Annotated in this window: 15 protein-coding genes; 10 read left to right on the forward strand and 5 right to left on the reverse strand. The window is 74.4% G+C overall.

The genetic code is table 11. The features are described from left to right. Nucleotides 1-48: 48 nt before the first annotated feature. On the reverse strand, nt 49-1,074 hold the full coding sequence (locus tag ACFXDE_RS04715) for an HD domain-containing protein (RefSeq protein WP_380490903.1): 1,026 nt from the start codon (nt 1,072-1,074) through the stop codon (nt 49-51). 120 nt (nt 1,075-1,194) lie between these two features. Here ACFXDE_RS04715 and ACFXDE_RS04720 point away from each other — a divergent pair, with 120 nt between their 5' ends. The 3 genes from ACFXDE_RS04720 to ACFXDE_RS04730 are packed head-to-tail and all read left to right on the forward strand — an operon-like array spanning nt 1,195 to nt 3,988. Next, nucleotides 1,195-1,626 carry a hypothetical protein gene (locus ACFXDE_RS04720; protein ID WP_380490905.1) on the forward strand — a complete coding sequence of 144 codons (432 nt, stop codon included), beginning with the start codon at nt 1,195-1,197 and terminating at the stop codon, nt 1,624-1,626. Nucleotides 1,627-1,652: 26 nt separating this feature from the next. Then, nucleotides 1,653-2,993, forward strand: a complete 1,341-nt coding sequence (locus ACFXDE_RS04725; protein WP_380490907.1) for a radical SAM protein — start codon at nt 1,653-1,655, stop codon at nt 2,991-2,993. After that, nucleotides 2,990-3,988, forward strand: coding sequence for an aminotransferase class I/II-fold pyridoxal phosphate-dependent enzyme (locus ACFXDE_RS04730; protein ID WP_380490909.1), 999 nt, complete (start codon nt 2,990-2,992; stop codon nt 3,986-3,988). The genes ACFXDE_RS04725 and ACFXDE_RS04730 overlap by 4 nt, the downstream gene beginning before the upstream one ends. Nucleotides 3,989-4,003: 15 nt before the next feature. Here the strand turns inward: ACFXDE_RS04730 and ACFXDE_RS04735 are convergent, their stop codons facing one another. Then, on the reverse strand, nt 4,004-4,660 hold the full coding sequence (locus ACFXDE_RS04735; protein ID WP_380442536.1) for a transcriptional regulator: 657 nt from the start codon (nt 4,658-4,660) through the stop codon (nt 4,004-4,006). 152 nt (nt 4,661-4,812) lie between these two features. Next, complete coding sequence (locus tag ACFXDE_RS04740; RefSeq protein WP_380442538.1) at nt 4,813-5,214, reverse strand: hypothetical protein; 402 nt, start codon at nt 5,212-5,214, stop codon at nt 4,813-4,815. Nucleotides 5,215-5,534: 320 nt separating this feature from the next. Here ACFXDE_RS04740 and ACFXDE_RS04745 point away from each other — a divergent pair, with 320 nt between their 5' ends. Continuing rightward, nucleotides 5,535-6,941: an MFS transporter gene (locus tag ACFXDE_RS04745; RefSeq protein WP_380491177.1), complete on the forward strand. Its 1,407-nt coding sequence runs from the start codon at nt 5,535-5,537 to the stop codon at nt 6,939-6,941. Between the two features lie 25 nt (nt 6,942-6,966). Here the strand turns inward: ACFXDE_RS04745 and ACFXDE_RS04750 are convergent, their stop codons facing one another. Together ACFXDE_RS04750 and ACFXDE_RS04755 are read right to left on the reverse strand one after the other, a co-directional pair. Then, nucleotides 6,967-7,446 carry a DUF5959 family protein gene (locus ACFXDE_RS04750; RefSeq protein ID WP_380490912.1) on the reverse strand — a complete coding sequence of 160 codons (480 nt, stop codon included), beginning with the start codon at nt 7,444-7,446 and terminating at the stop codon, nt 6,967-6,969. 149 nt (nt 7,447-7,595) lie between these two features. Continuing rightward, nucleotides 7,596-8,768, reverse strand: a complete 1,173-nt coding sequence (locus tag ACFXDE_RS04755; RefSeq protein WP_380490914.1) for a ScbA/BarX family gamma-butyrolactone biosynthesis protein — start codon at nt 8,766-8,768, stop codon at nt 7,596-7,598. Between the two features lie 461 nt (nt 8,769-9,229). Here ACFXDE_RS04755 and ACFXDE_RS04760 point away from each other — a divergent pair, with 461 nt between their 5' ends. From ACFXDE_RS04760 to ACFXDE_RS04785, 6 genes are all read left to right on the forward strand, one after another. Then, on the forward strand, nt 9,230-9,946 hold the full coding sequence (locus ACFXDE_RS04760; RefSeq protein WP_380490916.1) for a ScbR family autoregulator-binding transcription factor: 717 nt from the start codon (nt 9,230-9,232) through the stop codon (nt 9,944-9,946). A 229-nt stretch (nt 9,947-10,175) separates the two neighbouring features. Continuing rightward, nucleotides 10,176-11,036: a BTAD domain-containing putative transcriptional regulator gene (locus ACFXDE_RS04765; RefSeq protein ID WP_380491180.1), complete on the forward strand. Its 861-nt coding sequence runs from the start codon at nt 10,176-10,178 to the stop codon at nt 11,034-11,036. Nucleotides 11,037-11,128: 92 nt separating this feature from the next. Then, on the forward strand, nt 11,129-12,442 hold the full coding sequence (locus ACFXDE_RS04770; protein WP_380490918.1) for an AAA family ATPase: 1,314 nt from the start codon (nt 11,129-11,131) through the stop codon (nt 12,440-12,442). A 14-nt stretch (nt 12,443-12,456) separates the two neighbouring features. Beyond that, nucleotides 12,457-12,972: a hypothetical protein gene (locus ACFXDE_RS04775; protein WP_380490920.1), complete on the forward strand. Its 516-nt coding sequence runs from the start codon at nt 12,457-12,459 to the stop codon at nt 12,970-12,972. Between the two features lie 204 nt (nt 12,973-13,176). After that, nucleotides 13,177-14,856: a hypothetical protein gene (locus tag ACFXDE_RS04780; protein WP_380490922.1), complete on the forward strand. Its 1,680-nt coding sequence runs from the start codon at nt 13,177-13,179 to the stop codon at nt 14,854-14,856. Then, nucleotides 14,853-17,567: a bpX6 domain-containing protein gene (locus tag ACFXDE_RS04785; protein ID WP_380490924.1), complete on the forward strand. Its 2,715-nt coding sequence runs from the start codon at nt 14,853-14,855 to the stop codon at nt 17,565-17,567. The genes ACFXDE_RS04780 and ACFXDE_RS04785 overlap by 4 nt, the downstream gene beginning before the upstream one ends. The last annotated feature ends 96 nt before the right edge of the window (nt 17,568-17,663 follow it).

Raw genomic sequence — 17,663 nt, forward strand, 5'->3', positions numbered from 1 at the left:
AGGAAGTCGGCCCGGCCGACTTCCTGCGCTACGGAGGCTCCCTGACGCTCAGCTCCACCGGACGTGGAAATCGGTGGGCAGCAGGCGCAGGGCGTCCAGTTCCTCCGCGAGTTCGGGGGCGGCGGTCTCGATCCGTTCGCCGTCCACCAGCGGTGCGGAGCTGTAGATCTTGCGCAGGGAGAAGTCCCACCCGGTGCCGTCGTCGTCGGGGGCGTTCCCGATCGTGACCTTCAGCCGGTGCGGCTCGTACCGGATCCTGCCGCTGTCCGTCCGGGTGGCGGCGCAGGCGTCGAGCGCGGACCAGAACCGGTGGTCGGTCATCCGGGCGAGCCGGGCCGGGTCGAGCCCGGTGTCGTCGAGCAGCCGGCCCGCCAGCCGTCGGACCACCGAGACCGGCCCCACGTTGTCCCACGAGGTGTGGAGCCGCGCCTCCGCGGCGACCAGCCCGACGAGTACGGCAGCGTCCTCGCGGCCGGCCGACACCGCCGAGTCCACCAGCCCGAGCCGCCCCAGCAGCGCGGCCGGATCGACGTCGAGCCGCCCGGCGGCGCGACCGCTGCGCGCGTAGGAGTCGAGGTGGTCGAGGTTCAGCAGCCCCGAGCGCCCGGTCAGCGGCGAGAGCGGATTCCCGTCGAGCAGGGAGACGACGGCCTCGGCATCGACCCCGTGCTTCTCCAGCACGCCCCGGATCGGCTCGGCCCGCAGCAACTGCGAGCCGATCGCATGGTGATCGAGCCCATCGAGGCCTTCGAAGGTGTGGCTCAACGGCAGGTGCCCGATGTCGTGCAACAGCGCCGCGACCCGCAGGAGCTCGTCCCGGGGCCGGAAGCGCACGACGAGCGCGAGCACCCCGAGGGTGTGCTCAAGCCTGGAGTACGACTGCAGCGTACTGATCGTCGAGGCTCCGCCGTGCACGACGAAGTGCAGCCGCCGCAGTGGCTCGCTCCGAAGCAACTCGACTTCCACGGGCCTGAGTTCGACGGGAACCCGCCAGAGCGGATCGGTGAACACCGGGGCCGCCCCCACGACGTTGGTCGGCGCGGCCGGTGCGGTCTGGTCCATGTGAGCAGGCATCGGGCAACTCTAGGAACCGCTCGCCCGCCCGCACCACTCCATAATGGTGGAGAAGACCCGGAGGAGCGTGTCGGGTCTGCAGTGGGGCGTCTCGGGGGGAACCGCATGCAGGTGGAGTTGGTGTACAGGCGCATGGGCGGTCTGTTGACGGCGATCGGGGACCGGGAGCTCGGGTACCGGCGGTTCGGGGCGAAGCCGCGGACGCTCGGGGCCTGGGAGCTCCGCTACGACCGGCTCGGGAACCGGCTGGCGGGGGTCGGGCACGTGGAGCTCACGTACGACCGGATGGGGAACCGGCTGCGCACCGCGGGGGGCTGGACGCTCGAGTACGACCGGATGGGCAACCGGCTCCACCGGATCGGCCCGTACGACCTCGAAGCCGACCACATGGGAAACCGCGTGCGCGCGGTGGGTCCGATGAGGCTCGACTACGACCGGCTCGGCGCGCGCCCGCGCTGGGTGCAGCTGCCGGACGGGTACGGACCGTTGTCGGACGACCTGGTCCTCGCGCTGTTCCTCGTCCTGCACCTGCAGAAGGAGGAATCGGACTGAGAGGTCCGGTCATGCATGATGACGGGATGATATCCAGCGACCAGCGCTTCCACGTCATCGTGCTGTCGAACTTCGCGAGGGGCTTCGACAAGTACGCGTTCGCCTACGGCAAGGCGGGGATCCCGGAGAGCACCTACCCGGACCGGTTCCACCTGCTGACCCGGGCGGAGCTGGGCATCGGCGTCGGCAAGGCGCGGCGCCTGCTGGAGCGGCTGGCCGTTCCGGGCGACCGGCTGCTGGTGCTGGAGACTTCGGTGGATCCCGACGCGCTGGTGCCCAACACGAGGACCGGCCTCGGCATGGAGCTGCACGAGGCGAGCATCCGGCTGTCGGCCGTCCACGAGCTCGACCACGCGGACGACGAGGTCACCCTGCGCCCGACGACCGTCGAGGACGCGATGGCGGCCTCCCTGCACCTGCAGGAGGCGGCCCGCAGACCCTACGCCGAGCTGCGGCCGCGCTCGGTCTCGGTCCTGCCGGTCGCCTCCGCCTGCCAGGCCCGGTGCTCGTTCTGCTTCTCCGCGGCCTCGATCTCCAGCGACCAGGCGCCGGCCCGGGTGCCGTGGGACACCGTCACCTCCTGGCTGGAGCGCGCCCGTGCGGCGGGTGCCGAGCGCGCGGTGATCACCGGGGGCGGCGAGCCCACGCTGCTGCCGTTCGACCAGCAGCTTCGGCTGGTGTCGGCCTGCTCGGCGGCCTTCCCGAAGGTCGTCCTGATCACCAACGCGCACAACCTGGCGCAGGGCGAGCACGCCGATCGGGCCGACCGGCTGGCCGCCCTGAGCTCGGCGGGCCTGAGCGTGCTGGCCGTCTCCCGGCACCACCAGGACGACGCCGTCAGCGAGCGGCTGATGTCGCTGCGCACGCCGGTGGGCTCCGTCGTCGAGACCTGGCGCGCGGAGCGCGAGCGTTGGCCGGAGCTGCGGATGCGGCTGATCTGCGTGCTGCAACACGGCGGTGTGGCCGACGCGAGCGGCGTCGCCGACTACCTCTCGTGGGCCGCGGACCTCGGCGTCGAGGAGGTCTGCTTCAAGGAGCTCTACGTCTCCACCAGTACCGAGTCCCTCTACTTCGAGCGCGCGGCCAACGTCTGGAGCCGGCAGCACCAGGTCCCGCTGTCCGTCGTCACCCGGTTCGCCGAGCAGCATGGCTTCGCGCTGTCGAGCCGGCTGCCCTGGGGCGCGCCGGTCTACGACGGCACCTGGGAGGGCCGGCCCATGCGGATCGCCGCCTACACCGAGCCCAGCCTGCTCTGGGAACGCACCAGCGGGACCGCGCGGAGCTGGAACGTCCTGGCGGACGGACGTTGCTACGTCTCCCTGGAGGACCGGGCGAGCGAGATCGTGCGGGAAGGAGCACCCGCATGAGGTTCGACGAGTTCCAGCAGTTCCGGCAGCGGCAACTCGGCGCCGATCCCTCGCTGCTGGACGCGGCCGAGGCCAATGTGTACCGGGCGCTCGCGGCACTGCGACCGGAGCCACCGGCCGAGCCGCACACGGTGTACCGGTGCGATCTCGCCCGTGCCTGGCTGCGGCGGTACGGGCTGCCGGAGGAGTGGTCCCGCCGGGCTATGGTCTCCCGCGGGGTCCGGCACGGCCTCGGGGTGGTGTTCGCGCGGCTGCGCGCCGAGCGGGCGCGGTTGTGGCTGCCCGGCGACGTGTACCCGGTGTACTTCGAGCTGGCCCGCGCCGCGGGTCTGGAGCCAGGGTCCTACCCGACGCTTCCGGCGCCGGTCCTGCCGGCGCCGCCGGCGGACGACCGGCCCGAGTACCTGCTGCTCGCCAACCCCAGCAAGCCGCTCGGCCGGTACCTGACCGACACCGAGTGCGCCGCGGTGATCTCGTGGCTGCGGGAGTCGCCGCACCGCCGTCTGCTGATCGACGCCGTCTACGACCTGGGAGCCCCGTTCGCGGCCGGCACGCGGCGACTGCTGGAGACCGGCCGTGCGGTCCTGCTGCATTCGGTGACCAAGGGCTGGCTGTGGCCGCGCACGTTCGGCGTGGTCCTGCTGGGTCCGGAGCAGCCCGAACTGGCCGAGGCGTTCCGGGCGGACCCGCCGACACCGGCTCAACTGAGCCTCGCCGAGCGCCTGCTGACCGAGCACGGCGACGTGCCCCGGCAGGTCGCCGACGAACTGGCCGCGCGGGCCGAGCGGTTGTTCGCGCGGCTGCCGGCCGACGTCCTCGGGGCGATTCCCACGGAGAGCCGGACGTCGCCCGGCAACTACTTCTTCCCGGTCGGGATCCCGGCGGAGACGCTCCGGCGCGAGTACGGCGTGCTCGCCCTGCCGGCCGGCGTGTTCGGGGAGAGCGACTGGTCCGGTTCCGTCCTGACCAGCCTCGCGGGCGCCTTCGGCCCGTAGCGCTGGGCCGTAGCGCTAGGAGGGCGTGGCCAGCGTGTTCCAGAAGAGGTGTTCGTAGGCCTGGAGCAGGAGGGCGTGTTCGCGGGCCGCGGCGAGGGTGTGGTCGTCGAGGGGGTGCGGGCCGAGGGATTCGGCGGCCTGTTCTTCGAGGGCGGTCGCGGGCTGGGCGAAGAAGTCGAAGAACGCGCAGGCCTCGTCCGGGAAACCGTAGTGGCGGCGCAGGGCCTCGGCGATCGTGGCGCAATAGCCGCCCCAGGCCGCGAAGTTCGCGACGAGGGCGACGGCCGCCGCGGGCGGCTGCGCGTTGAGGGCGAGCCAGGCGAGGTACGCGGGGTAGGCCTGGCAGCCGGCGAGGGGCGGGTGGTGCGCGAGTCCGTCGGGGTCGAGACCGCAGGCCGAGGCGAGGGCGGGGAGGGTGCGGAGCGCGGCGCTCTCGCCGTCGGCCAGGGTGGCGAACCAGGCGCCCGCCGGGCGGTCGGCGCACCGGGTGGCGAGGAGGAGCAGGCTGCGCCGGTCGGAGGTGATGATCCGGTGCTGCTGGGCGGCGAGTTCGGCGAGGGTGGTGAGCGGGGCCCGGCCGTCGGCGAGGGCCGTGACGAGGGCGGGGGCGGTGTCGCCGGGCGCCAGTTCGGCGCGCAACCGCTGGATCTGGGCGAGGATCGGGTGGTTCACCTGGTGCCTCCGTGGACAGGCGCTGCGGGTGGGGCGCTGGGCGGTGCGGCCCCGGTGTCCCTTCCTACCGCCTCGCCGGGGGCCGGGTGCGGCGACAGGCCGGGTGGGCGGCGGGCTGCCGCCGCACCCGGCGTGTTCGTCGGCGCGGGTCGTCAGGACGAGCCGCAGGCCGTCGTGACGTCGGCGGCGGCGCTCACGATGGCGCCGACGTCGGGCTGCTTGCCGTCGTTCACGGCCTTCTGGGCGTCGTCGATGGTCTTGGACAGCTTGTCGGTGGCTTTGTCGAGCTTGCCGTCGCTGCCGCTCTCGCGGACCTTCTTGACGTCGTCCCTGATCTTCTTCAGGGCGTCGAGCGTGTGCTGCCGCTTGCTGTCGTCGGTGATCTGCCCGACGTTGACCGCCGAGTCGGCCAGGTCCTGGACGTCGCCGGTGACGCTGATGGCCCGCTTCCCGCAGTCGAGCGCCTGGTCGGCGTTCTTGCACGCGGTGAACAGCGGGGCGGCGGCGAGCAGTGCGACCGCGGCGATGGTGATCCGGTACGGCTTCCTTGTCATGTCGATTCCCTCCCGTCCTCACCAACGCCGAAACGGGCTGCGGCGGTTCCGTCGTCCTTCCGGCCGGCGAGGGTGGCGGATCGGGCGTCGCCCGTCGTGCCGGAGCGGGTGAGGTCGAGGGGGTTGGGGACGGTTGCCCGGGGGCGGACGGTTCCGGTGGGCAAACTGTGCAGCAAAACTGTGCAGCAAAACTGCGCAGTGAAACTGTACAGCAAGGCTGGACAGTCAAGGCTGATGGACCTACCGTGGACGGAGTGAACGAGATACCTGCCGACGTCGGCGAGTCCGCCGAGCGCGTCACCGTGCCGGAGGCGCCGGCCCTGCTCGCCCGGATCCGGTCGCTACCCCGCGGTGGACAACGGCCGGGCCGGGAGGGGGAGTTCGACCGGCGGTTGATCGCCCCGATGGTCCTCGGTTCGGTGCTGAACCCGGTCAACTCCTCGATGATCGCCGTCGCCCTGGTGCCCATCGGCACCGCCTTCGGAGCCCCGCCCGCGGAGACGGCCTGGCTCGTCTCGGCGCTCTACCTCGCGACCGCCGTCGGCCAGCCCGTGATCGGGCGACTGGTCGACACCCACGGGCCCCGTCGCCTCTACCTCGCCGGGACGGCACTGGTCGGCGTCGCGGGCCTGCTGGGCGCGCTCGCCCCCTCACTCGGGCTGCTGATCGCCGCCCGCGTGCTGCTGGGCCTCGGCACGTCGGCCGCCTATCCCGCCGCGATGCACCTCACCCGCAGCGAGGCCGCGCGGACCGGGCGGGACAGCCCGGCGGGCGTGCTCACCGCGCTGGCCGTCGCCAACCAGACGGTCGCCGTCATCGGCCCCACCCTCGGCGGGCTGCTGATCGGCGCCGGCGGCTGGCGGGCCGTCTTCGCCGTCAACGTGCCGCTGTCGCTGGCCTGCCTGGTGCTCGGCGCGGCCCGCCTGCCGAGGCGGCCGGCCCGCGCGCGGCGCACCTCCGCCCGCCTGGACGGCACCGGGATCGCGCTCTTCGCCGCCATGCTCGTCGCCCTGATGCTCTTCCTCATGAAGCCGCAGGCCGCCCACTGGTACCTGCCGGCGGCCGCCGTCGCCATCGCCTGTGCCTTCGCCGCACGGGAGTTGCGTGTCCGCGACCCCTTCATCGATCTGCGGACGCTCGCCGGGAACCGCCCGCTGATCGTCACCTACCTGCGCCAACTCCTCGGCTACACCGCCTCCTACGCCTTCCTCTACGGCTACACCCAGTGGCTGGAGGAAGGCCGCCGCCTCACGCCCTCGGCCGCCGGACTGGTCCTGCTGCCGCTCTCCGGCGCCGCCCTCGCCGTCTCCGCCGCCACCGGCCGCAGCACGGCCGTCCGGGGCAAGCTGGTCGTCGGCTCCTTCCTCCAACTCGCCGCGTGTTCGGCGATGTTGTCGGTCGGAACCGGGAGCGGAATCTGGCTGCTGGTCGCCGTCGGGATACTCGCCGGGATCCCGCAGGGGCTCATCGGCCTGGCCAACCAGGCCGCCCTCTACCACCAGGCCGACCCGGCCCGGATCGGCTCCGCGGCGGGCCTGCTCCGCACGTTCACGTACCTCGGCGCGATGGCGGCCTCCGCGGCCAATGCCGCGTTCTTCCCCCACGGCGCCACCACTGCGGGGCTGCACCACCTCGCGCTGTTCATGCTCGGCGGTGCCGCCCTCCTGCTCGCGCTCGTCCTGCCCGACCGATCGCTGCGCAGGCTCGCGCCGGCCGCGCACAACTGAGGACGAGGAAACGGGAGTTGCTCTCCTACTGCGCGTCGTTGTCGTCGGGGGAGTGCACGACGGCCTCGACGGGGCAGCCCTCCCGGAGGATCTTCAGGAGGGCGTGCTGCTCCTCCAGCCAGCCGGGGGCTAGGGAGAGGATGAAGCGCAGGGTCACGCCGGAGTCCTCTGCGTCGGAGACGGTGACCCAGACCCCGCCGGGCCGGCCGGGCTCGACCCGCAGCTCCGGTCCGTGCTCCTCGTCGAGCCAGCGGACCGCCTCCCGGCGGGAGAGCCGCTCCAGGGCGGCTTCCCAGTCGATGAGGTGTTGTTCCGTCAGGACCGTCGCGAACCGGGCGGTCAGCGCCTCGGCGGTGGCGACGATCTCGCAGTCCAGCCGGCCGTGTCCGAGCGGCGTGACCGGGGCGCGCCGGCCGAGGACGAGGACCCGCAGGCTCTTCCCGGCGCCGCCCGGGCGGTCGGCGAGTCTGATCAACTCGTTCTGCTGCGAAGCGACTTCACTCATCGTGCACTCCCGGTGACAGCCTTCCAAAGGGTGCTCATCCTCGCGTAGGTGTTCGCCCGATGCCAATCCCGGTGGTGGGACCGGTCGTTGTCACGATGTGGACGTCCCGCCCGGCGGATGGGCCGGACGGGCCGTGGCTCGCCCGAGCCTCACCCGTGTTCCGGGCGGCCGGTGATGACCGTGGTGAAGATCGGGGCGCCGTACTGGTGGCCGGTCACGACGGTGGTGAGTGCGTCGGGGTCCTCGGCGCGGCTGAGGCACGCGGTGACGGTGGTCGGCGCGTCGTGCTCGGCGTAGCGGTGGTAGGTGGTGGTCATGGCGGTCGGCGCGATCGTGACCGGGGAGGTGAGGGCGTTGGCGGCCTGGCGGGCGGCCTCCAGCAGGACCATGCCGGGGATGTGGTCGATGGCGTGGTCGAAGAGGATCGGGTGCCACGGGTCGGGCGTGAGGTGCCAGGTGTCGGGCTCGTCGGACGGGGTGAGCACGACGTCGGCGGGGCGCAGTCGGCCGACCCGGGCGGGCGGCAGTGGCGGGCCGGCCGGGGCTTGTGCGGGGACGAGCCGCTCGGACGTGCTCGCGCCGTCGGGGCTGCCGGGCCCGTCGGTGCGGTCGGTGCTGTTAGTGCCGTCCGCGCGGTTCGTGTCGGGGTTGCGGCAGGCGCCGCGCAGGCGACGGTAGGTCGCGTCGGAGACGGTGGTGAAGCGGGTGAGGCCGGTCGCGGCGACGTGGGGGCCTCGGCGCATGGTGATGGTCAGGGTGAAGTCGATCGTCGTGCGGGTTCTGGGCTGCGGCTCCAGTCTGGCCTCGATGGTGAGGTCGGTGGGCGTGCCGCCGATGGTGAGTCGCCGGGGGTGGGTGGTGCAGTCGAGGTTCCACATCATGAACCGGTGGTCGAGCGGCACGCCGAAGCGGGTGTGGGCGAGGTAGAGCCCGGTCTGGCGGATCGTCTCGGCGGCCTGCATCGGGTCGTGCCGGGTGCCGTCCGGCGTACTGAAGAAGGTGTGGGCGCGCGGCCACTGCGCGGTGACGGTGAACGTGGTGTCGCTCGACTGCTCACTGCCGGTCAGGAAGACCTCGGCGTGACAGGCGCGGTGGACGTACTCCTTGGGGACGGTGGTGGTCAGTCGGGGCTTCGCGCCGATCGGGCGGTCGGCGAGCCCGGCGGCGGAGTCGGCATGCGCGGGCCCGAAACCGGGGATGCCGGTGGAGAGGTCGTCCGGAAGGTCGTCGGAGAAGCCGGCGAAGAGCCCGGTGGAGAGGCCGCGGGGAAGGCCGGTGGCGGCGCGCGAGGGCGCGGGGGCACGATAGGCAAGCTGGGTCACGGGAGCGCTCCGAAGGGCCGTGGCGGGCGGGTAGGGCTGCTCAGGGCTCGTAAGATACGTACCTTCCGGTTTGGTTTTCAAGGAGTCCGGACCACGGTTCGTCGGCGACCGAGCGTTGCGATCTCGTCGCTCCGGGTGCGCACCGAGGGGTTCGGGAGGCCGTCGGCGCTTGCGGACGGGTGCCTGACCTGCGGTCAATTCGACGGTGGAAGAACACTTGGGCGTGATTTGACCACGCTTTGGCCGGCGGGACGGCGGCGGGAAGTGGGAGGCGGCGTTCCGTACCGGCCGATCGCGGGCGAATCGTGCGTCGCCTGTCCGACCCATACCGTCCACACGGTTTTCACCGCGTTCCCGAGCGGACTGGACACCGCCGGGGAGGGGGACCGGCCCGTTCCTGTACGGCTAAGATACAGGGTGTTTGGTTTGGTTCTCCGAACGGTTCAGGGGTGGTGGCGTTGGTGCGGCAGGAGAGGGCGGTCCAGACCCGGCGGTCGATCCTGGAGGCCGCGGCGACGGTCTTCGACGAGTTCGGCTACGAGGGTGCGACCATCGGCGAGGTGGTCGCGCGCGCGGGCGTGACGCGCGGGGCGCTGTACTTCCACTTCGCCTCGAAGCGCGACCTCGCGCTCGGCGTCGTGGAGGAGCAGTTCGTCCAAGGGCCGCTGCCCGAACGGAGCTGCAAGCTCCAGGAGTTCGTCGACACCGGGATGGTGGTGGCGCACCTGATGCCGCGGGATGCGCTCCTGAGCGCCGGCGCGCGGCTCTCGCTGGGCCAGGACGTCTTCGGCGATCTCCGTGGCGGCGCCTTCCAGGGCTGGATCAGCCGGCTGGAGGAGGTGCTCGTGGCAGCGAAGGAGCAGGGTGAACTGCTGCCGCACGTGGTGCCGGCCGAGACCGCCTGGCTGCTGACCGGAGCGTGGACCGGCGTGCAGATCCAGTCCCAGAAGCTCACCGGGCGGGCGGACTTGGAGCGTCGGGTGTCCGGGCTCTACCGGCTCGTCATGCCGAGCATCGCGATGCCCGGCGTGCTGGCCACGCTCGACCTCGCGCCCGACCGCGGCGCCAGGGTGGCGGCCGAGGTGGCGGCGCGGGCGGCGGCCGGTGCGGATGCGGCCGATGCGACGTCAGGAGCGCCGGAGGGGACGGACGCCGCGGGCGGCGCGGACGCCGGCTGAGGCCTCCGCCCGTCGGGTTCGGTCGGTCCCCGCCGGTCCCTGTTGGTCTCCGTCGATCTTCGGGTGGCGAATTGTTCGGCATAAAACAAACAGCTTGGTCGGTTTTCCATTGACAAACCGTCCGCCCTGTTTTTGGATGGTGGTGGGTGCCCTGCCGTCCGGCTGACGGGTGCTCGGCCGACCGGTGGCCGTCGGGGCCGCCGACGCGTCTGGATGTGGGGTGGTCATCGTGGAGATCCGGGTGCTGGGGGCTTTGGGGGTCCGGGTGTGCGGGGAGTCGGTGGTGCCCTCTGCGCCCAAACCGCGGCAGGTGCTCGCGCTGCTGGCCTTACGGGCCGACCAGGTCGTCCCGGCGGGCGTCCTCGCCGAGGAGTTGTGGTCCGGCCGCCCGCCGCGCAGCGCGCGCACGACCGTCCAGACCTACGTGCTGCAACTGCGCGACCTGATCGACAAGGCGCTCGCCCAGGCCGACGAGCCGTGCGCCGCCACGTGCGCGAAGGACGTCCTGGTGACGTCGCCCGGCGGCTACATGCTCAACACCGGCGGCGGCACCGTCGACCTCCACGAGTTCGAGCGCCTGGCCGGCCTCGGCTACCGCGCCATGGACGGCGGCGACCACGCGCTCGCGGCCCGGCAGTTGGCCGACGCCCTCGCCCTGTGGCGCGGCCCGGCCCTCGCGGACGTCCCGCTCGGCGGCCAGCTCGCCGTCGAGGCCAAACGCCTGGAGGAGACCCGGCTCTGCGCCCTGGACCAGCGCATCGAGGCCGACCTGCGGCTCGGCCGCCACCGCGTCCTGCTCGCCGAGCTGACCGTCCTGGTCGACCGCTACCGCACCCACGAGAGCCTGCACGGCCAGTACATGCTCGCCCTGCACCGCTCCGGGCGGCGCGGCGAGGCGCTGGAGGCGTACCAGCGGCTGCGGAACACCCTGGTGCGGGAGCTGGGCATGGAGCCCTCGGCCGGCCTGCGGCGGCTGCAGCGCACGATCCTGCTCGCCGGGCCGGAGCGGGTCGAGGCGGACCGCCCGGCCGCGGTCCCGTCCGTCGGGGGCGATCCGGCGACGCGGGCCCGGCTCAGCCGGATCGGGTGATCGGGCTCCGGAGCCTTCGTGGCGGGCGCGGAACCGAGCGGCGCCAAACCCGCTGGTGGGCGCGAACGGGGCACCCGTAGACTCCCGTGCTCGTGACCGACGCCACCGACGCCACCGACACCGCTGATGCCACGGACGCCGCCGACGCCTTGACGTCCCGTCCCGCCCCGACCCGCTATGCCCCCGGGGCATCCCGGGCCACTTCGACGCCCGATTCCGACATCGCGTCCGGTTTCGCCGGTGACGGGCGGGGCGGCCCGGGAGCGTCCGCCGCCGCCGGGTCGACCGCGGCGGACGCCGAACTGGTCGCCGCCGCGGCGGCCGCCGCCGGGCAAGGGCTGGTCGGCCGGGGGACGGTCGCCGAGGTCGTGACGCTGTGCGCCGTCGCCGGGGAGCACGTGCTGGTGATCGGCGAGCCCGGGACGGCGAAGTCCGAGGCGGTGCGGCGGGTCGCCGGGCAGCTGGGCGGGCGGTACTTCGAGTACCTGCTCGGCCGGTTCACCGAGCCCAACGAGCTGTTCGGCCCGGTCGACCTGCGCCGGCTGCGCGAGGGCCACGTCGAGTTCGCGACCGAAGGGATGCTCCCCGAGGCCGAGTTCGCGTTCCTCGACGAGGTCTTCCTCGGCTCGACGGCCGTGCTCAACACCCTGCTCGGCCTGCTCAACGACCGGGTGTTCCGGCGCGGCCGGACGGTGCTGGCGAGCCCGCTGCGGGTGTGTGTCGGCGCCGCCAACCACCTGCCCGAGGACCCGGCCCTCGCCGCCTTCGCGGACCGGTTCCTCGCGCGCGTCTTCGTCGAGCCCGTCCCCGACGGGCAGTTGGAGGACCTGCTGACCGCCGGCCGACGGCCCTACACCGCACCCGAACGGCCGGCGAGGCTGCTCGGCGCGCTCGACCGGCTCGCCGCCGCGGCCCGGTCCTGCGACCTGGACGCCGTCACCCCGCTGCTCGGCACGGCGCTGCGGCGCCTGCGGGCGGCGGGAGTCCCGATCAGCGACCGCCGGGCGGTCCGCTCGCAGAACCTCGTCGCGGCGGCCGCCGTCCTCGACGGGCGCACCACGGCCTCCGCGCGCGACCTGTGGGTGCTGCCGCTGGTCGCGCCCACCGCCGACACCCAGGCGCTCGCCCGCGAGACCCTCGCCGACCTGATCGACGGCGCCGCCAACCGCAGCCTGGCGCACACCGCCGAGGAGCTCTCCCGCAGCACCGCCGCGCGCGCCGAACGGCTCGTGCGCACGGGCGCCGCTTTGCTCGCCGAGCACGCCGGACTGTCCGACGGTCGGGACTCGCGGCTACGGCTGGAGGCCGTGTTGCGTGAGATCGACGCCGGCTTCGCTGCGGCCGACCTGCCCGGAGCGCTGGCCGGCATACGCGCCGGCCTGGTCGCCGCGGTCGCCCCCGCATGACGGGCGACGTTCGCATGACGAGTGACGACCGCCGCATGACGGGCGGCGACCGTCGCATGACGAGTGACGACCCCCGCCTGACGGGCGACGACCGCCACGTGCCGGCTGACGCTTCTCGTCCGACGCCCGTCCCACTCCGCTGGGAGCGCCGTGAGCCGCCGCTGCCGGCCGCCGCCGTGCTCGCGCTCGGCGAGGACGTCCCCGCACTCGCCGCCGCCACCCGCGAACGCCTCCTGGCCGGCACCCGTCTCGGTGTCGCCGCGGACGCCACCGCCCTGCTCGTGCTCGGCGCCACCGAGGACCTGCCGTGGGCCCCCGGCGCCCGCTACCTCGGGCTCGACGGTGACCTGCTGGTACCGACCACGGCGCGGCCGCAGCCCGCCGCCGCCCTGTGGCGCGCCGCCCTCGGGGCGGGTGAGGGGCAGCTGTGCGTCCTGGTGCCGGGGCACGCGCTGGTGGCCGACCGGCCACCGCCCGGGACGGACCCGGCGGCGCTGGAGTCCGTCGCGCGCGGGGAGGGGGAGCGATGACCGTCCGACCGTCCGTCGAGTCCGTGGGCCGGGCCGCTTGGCTCGGCGCCATCAGTTCTCAAGCGGCGCTGGAGTCCGTCGCGCGCGGGGAGGGGGAGCGATGACCGCCCGTCCGTCCGTCGAGTCCGTGGGCCGGGCCGCTTGGCTCGGCGCCATCAGTTCTCAAGCGGCGCTGGAGTCCGTCGCGCGCGGTGAGGGGGAGCGATGACCGTCCGACCGTCCGCCGAGTCCGTGGGCCGGGCTGCCTCGCTCGGCGCCATCAGCCCCCAACTCGCCGATGCCCTCGATCCGTTGCTGCGCCGCCTGGACGCCATCATCGGCGGGTACGAGAGCACCGTCGGCGTCCTCGGCACGCCCGAAGGCCACGGCGGCCTCGCACGCACCGGGCGCCCGGACCAGCTGCTGCCCTCCGAGTGGCTGCTCGCCGACGAGGCCCCGGACGAGTTCCTGCGCCGGTACGCGGACCGCGAACTGCTGCACCTCGCGCCCGAGTCGACCACGGACACCGTTCGCGGCCGGGTCGTCGCCCTGGTCGACACCGGCCCCGCCCAGGCGGGCGCCGGCCGGCTGGTCCAGCTCGCCGTCCTGCTGGTGCTGCACCGGCGGGCCGTCGCCCGCGGCACCGAACTGCTGGTCGGCGTGCTCGGCGACCCGTCCGGCCGGCTGCTGGGCGGCGACCTCGCCGAGGTGCTGCCACGCTGGCTCGTCGCCCGTCGGCACGCCGACCCGACGCCCGAGGACGTCCGCCGCGCCGAGGAGTCGCTGGCCGACGGCGACCGCGCCTGGCTGCTCGCCTCGCCGCGCCTGGCCGAGCAACTGCCGTCGCGCAAGAGCGTGCTGAGTACCGAGGAGACCGGCTGGACCGCCGACGGCGCCACCCGCGTCGCGATCCGGGTGGACGGCGGACCGAAGGCCGAACTCCTGCTGCCCACCGGGGCCGTCGCCGTCCGGGCGCTGCGCGGCTCCGAGTTCCGTCGGGGCGGCGTGGTCTTCGCGCCGCTCCCCGGCGGCACCGGGGCGCTGCCCGCCTTCACCACGGACTCCGCGACGCTGCTCGCGCGCGGCCGGGACGCCTCCGTGCTGCTCGCGGTGCGGCTGCCGCCGAGCACGGCGCACTTCGCCGGGAGCGCCCGGCCGCGCCGCCACCAACTGCGCGGACAGGTGGTCGCCGCCGGACGGACCGGTCGGCGCCTGCTCGTCTACTACGTCGACCGGAGCCGCCTCCTCCTCCACGTCAGCGGCAGTCGCCTCGGTGAACCGGGCCGCTACGACGTCGACTTGGCCGACCTCGGGCTCGACGCCACCGCACTCCCCGCGCTCGCGCACCAGCCCGTCCTGCCGCTCGTGCGCGACGGCGAGGACCTCGTCGTCCCCCTGGCCGGGCACTGGCGACGGATCGCGCCCGGCGGCCGGGTCACCCTCGACGGGCCGGTGGTGTCGACCGCCGGCGGCCGGCCCTTCGTCCGGGCCCGGGAACCGCGGCTGTTCGACGGCGAGCTCCCGCCCGGCGTGGCCGAGTGCGAGTACCTCGTGCACGGCGCGGGCGGGCTGCTCGCGTGGTCCGAGGACGACTTCGGGTGGGACATCCGCACCCGGAAGGGCGAGCGCCGCTACCTCGAACTCCCCGGCGGCGGCGATGTCATCGCGATCATCGAGGACGAGTCCGGTGCGCCCGTGCTCCTCACGTGCACCCGCGACGCCCACCTGGTCCGCGCCGTCCGCGAAGGCCAGGTCCGCACGCTCACGGACTTCTCCGGCGGGCCCGCGGTGCCCGCCGTCCACCCGCGCTGGCCGATGATCGCGGCCGAGCCCCGGCCGGGCCGGCTGAGGGCCGGCAATGCGGCGACCGGCAAGACCCTCCTCTCGATCGAGAACGACGAATGAGCCCTGTCATCCACGCGTCCGGCTTCGTGCTCGACGCCCCCGTGATCGGTGCGGCCGAGGCCGCCGACCGCGTCCTCACGGCCTGGCGGCCGGGCGCCGAGCTGCGCGAACTTCCGGACGGCCGCTGGCTCTTCACGCTTCCCGAGCCGACGCCGATCCGGGTCGACGGCGCTCCGGGGGAGCCGCTTCGCGCGGTCGGCGGCGGGCTGGAGGCCGTCGGGCTGCGAGGTGACGAGAACGCGGCTCCCGGTGAACTCCTGCTCCATGCTGCCGGTGTGATTGAGCGTCATATCATCAATTCACTACCGCAGTTGAGGCCAGAGGACTGGCTCGATCTGTCCGGACTCACCCTCCACCGGCTCGGCGTGGTCGGTGCCCCGGTCGTGCCCGAGACCGTCCGGGAGGACGTCCCGCAGGCGCCCGGCGTGGACCTTCGCACGGCCGCCGGGATCTCCGAGTCGACCGACCGCGCGCGCCGCCGTACGGCGCCGGGCCCGGACCGCTCCAACGAGGGGTGGGTCGCCGCTGCCGCGGTGTTCCTGGTCGCCGCGATCGCCGCGATCCCCTTCTCGAACCTGATCGCCCGCAGGGGCTTCCACCTCGGCGCGTTCCTGCTCGCCGTCGGCGGCGCCGCCGCGGTCCTCCTGGGCTTCGTCCTGCACGACCGGCGCCAGGCGCGGTCGGCCGGTGCCGCCCACGCTGCGGCCGGCGGTGCTGCCGCCCGCAGCACGGCCAGGCCGCGCGGCGCCCGCCGCACGCCGTCCACCTCCGGCGCGCTCCACCGCCGCCACCTGCGCTACCTCCGCGACCTCACCCGGGCATTCGAGCAGCGCCGCTGGGAAGACGCCCTGCGCGACGCCATCCGGCTCGCCGCCGCGGGCTCCCGCGACCAGCCGGTCTGGTTCGGCCGCCGCCTGCCCCGCCGCTTCACCGGCGCCCTCAGGCCGACCCCGCGGCTCGCCGACGGCCCGCTCGTCGCCAGTCCGATCAGCGGCCCGACGGTCCACCAGTACCTCACCGACCTCTACCGCGAGGCCGCCCGCGCCCTCGAAGGCGAAGGGCGGATCGACGAGGCCGCGTTCGTCCTCGCCGACCTCCTCGACGCCCCCGCCGAAGCCGTCGCCCTGCTCGCCCGGCGCGACCGCGCCGCCCAGGCCGCCGAACTCGCCGAGGGCCGCCGCCTCGCCGCCCACCTGATCGTCCGCCTCTGGTGGCGGGCCGGCGACCGCGACCGCGCCGTCCGCACCGCCCACCGCCGCGGCGCCTTCGCCCGCGCCGTCGAGCGCCTCGCCGACACCGACCGGGCCGCCGCCCGCGACCTGCGCACCGCCTGGGTCGAGCACTGCCGCTCCCGCGGCGACCGGCTCGGCGCCGTCGCCGCCGCCTGGCCCGACCCCGTCCTGCGCCCGACCGTTGCCGCCGACCTGCGCGACGCCGTCGCCCTCGGCGGGCCCGTCCGCGGCCGGGCCCTCGCCCACCTGCTCGCCCTCGGCGCGGGAGACGCCACCCGTCGACTCGCCCGCGCCCTCCTCGACGGCGGCGACGAGGCCGCCGGGAGCCTCGCCCTCGCCGCCGCCCTCGCCGACCTCCCAGCCGCAGACCCGGCCGTCGACCGCGAGCTCACCACCGCCGCGCTCCGCGCCGTCATCCGGGCCGGCGGCTTCGGCCGGCCGGACGGCACGCGCGACGCGCACACCGAACACCTGCTCCACGAGCGGCTGTTGAAGCGCGCAGACCCGTTCGCCGCCGTCGACCTGCCCCGCCTGCGCCGCGCCGAGCGCAGCGTGGCCGGCGTACCGCACCTGACCGCCCCCGACCGCCCCGGCACGCTCCCCGTCCTCGACGCCGTCCGGCTCGGCTCGGGCTCGGTCCTGGTCGCCTGCGGGCACGCGGGCGTCCGGCTGCTCGCCCCCGACGGCCGCACCCGGGCCCGCTGGGACGTGCCCGCCGACCAGCTCGTGGTCGCCGACCACGGCGGCACCGCGCTCCTGGTCGCCCATTACGGCGACGTCCACGAACTCGTCCGCCTCGACCTCGCCACCCGCACCCTCCACCGGTGGACGACGCTGCGGACCCGCCAGATCGTCCCGTCCTTCGACGGCCGCCACCTGCTCACGGCGGACGACGACGGCATCACCGTCCTGGACACCCACACCCCGCGTCCCACCGTCGTGTGGCGCGAACTCGGCCACGACCAGCGGCTGTCGGGCCCAGTGGTGCGCTCGGCGACCAGCTGCGCCGCGCTGGTGCGCACCCGCTCCGACGGCCGCACGCCGGGCCGGGCCGAACTCTGGCGCTGGGACCAGCCCGGCTGGGAACTGCGCCGTCGCCTGGGACTGGAGGAGGACGACCGGGTCGCGGCGCAGCCGCTGGCCAACGGCCGTCTGCTGAGCGTCGGGCCGGGCGCGCTCCGCTGGACCGGCGAGAGTGGATCGGTCTCCCTGGAGGTGGACGGCGAGGGCGAGGCGCGTACCGACGGCGCGTGGTGGGCGTACACCGCGACGGACGCGACGGGCGCCCACGTCCGCGCCGGTGCCGGCTCCGGCGCGACGCCCGCCTTCACGGCCAGGTTCCCGGGCGCGGCCGGTACCCCGGTGGGCATCCGCCACCACGCGGGGGCGGTCACCCTGTGGCACCGCAGCGGCCGCGTCCTGGCCGTGACCCCCGACGGCGGCACGCTGCTCGCGGGTCTGCGCGTGACGGCCTCCTGAAGTCGGCTGCGGATCCGTCCTTTTTCGGCCCACGCCGAAGGACGGCGACAGCGCCGCGGCACTCTCGGGACGATGGGAGCACCGGGGCGGGGCCGC

Origin of the sequence: Kitasatospora sp. NPDC059408, from assembly GCF_042751525.1 — a bacterium.
Classification (GTDB): Bacteria; Actinomycetota; Actinomycetes; order Streptomycetales; family Streptomycetaceae; genus Kitasatospora.

What these genes read in the sequence shown, in the direction of transcription:
- ACFXDE_RS04730 (WP_380490909.1), top strand. Translation starts at nt 2,990, where the DNA reads ATGAGGTTCGACGAGTTCCAGCAGTTCCGGCAGCGGCAACTCGGCGCC.
- ACFXDE_RS04740 (WP_380442538.1), bottom strand. Translation starts at nt 5,214, where the DNA reads ATGACAAGGAAGCCGTACCGGATCACCATCGCCGCGGTCGCACTGCTC.
- ACFXDE_RS04780 (WP_380490922.1), top strand. Translation starts at nt 13,177, where the DNA reads ATGACCGTCCGACCGTCCGCCGAGTCCGTGGGCCGGGCTGCCTCGCTC.
- ACFXDE_RS04750 (WP_380490912.1), bottom strand. Translation starts at nt 7,446, where the DNA reads ATGAGTGAAGTCGCTTCGCAGCAGAACGAGTTGATCAGACTCGCCGAC.
- ACFXDE_RS04725 (WP_380490907.1), top strand. Translation starts at nt 1,653, where the DNA reads ATGATATCCAGCGACCAGCGCTTCCACGTCATCGTGCTGTCGAACTTC.
- ACFXDE_RS04775 (WP_380490920.1), top strand. Translation starts at nt 12,457, where the DNA reads ATGACGAGTGACGACCGCCGCATGACGGGCGGCGACCGTCGCATGACG.
- ACFXDE_RS04715 (WP_380490903.1), bottom strand. Translation starts at nt 1,074, where the DNA reads ATGCCTGCTCACATGGACCAGACCGCACCGGCCGCGCCGACCAACGTC.
- ACFXDE_RS04785 (WP_380490924.1), top strand. Translation starts at nt 14,853, where the DNA reads ATGAGCCCTGTCATCCACGCGTCCGGCTTCGTGCTCGACGCCCCCGTG.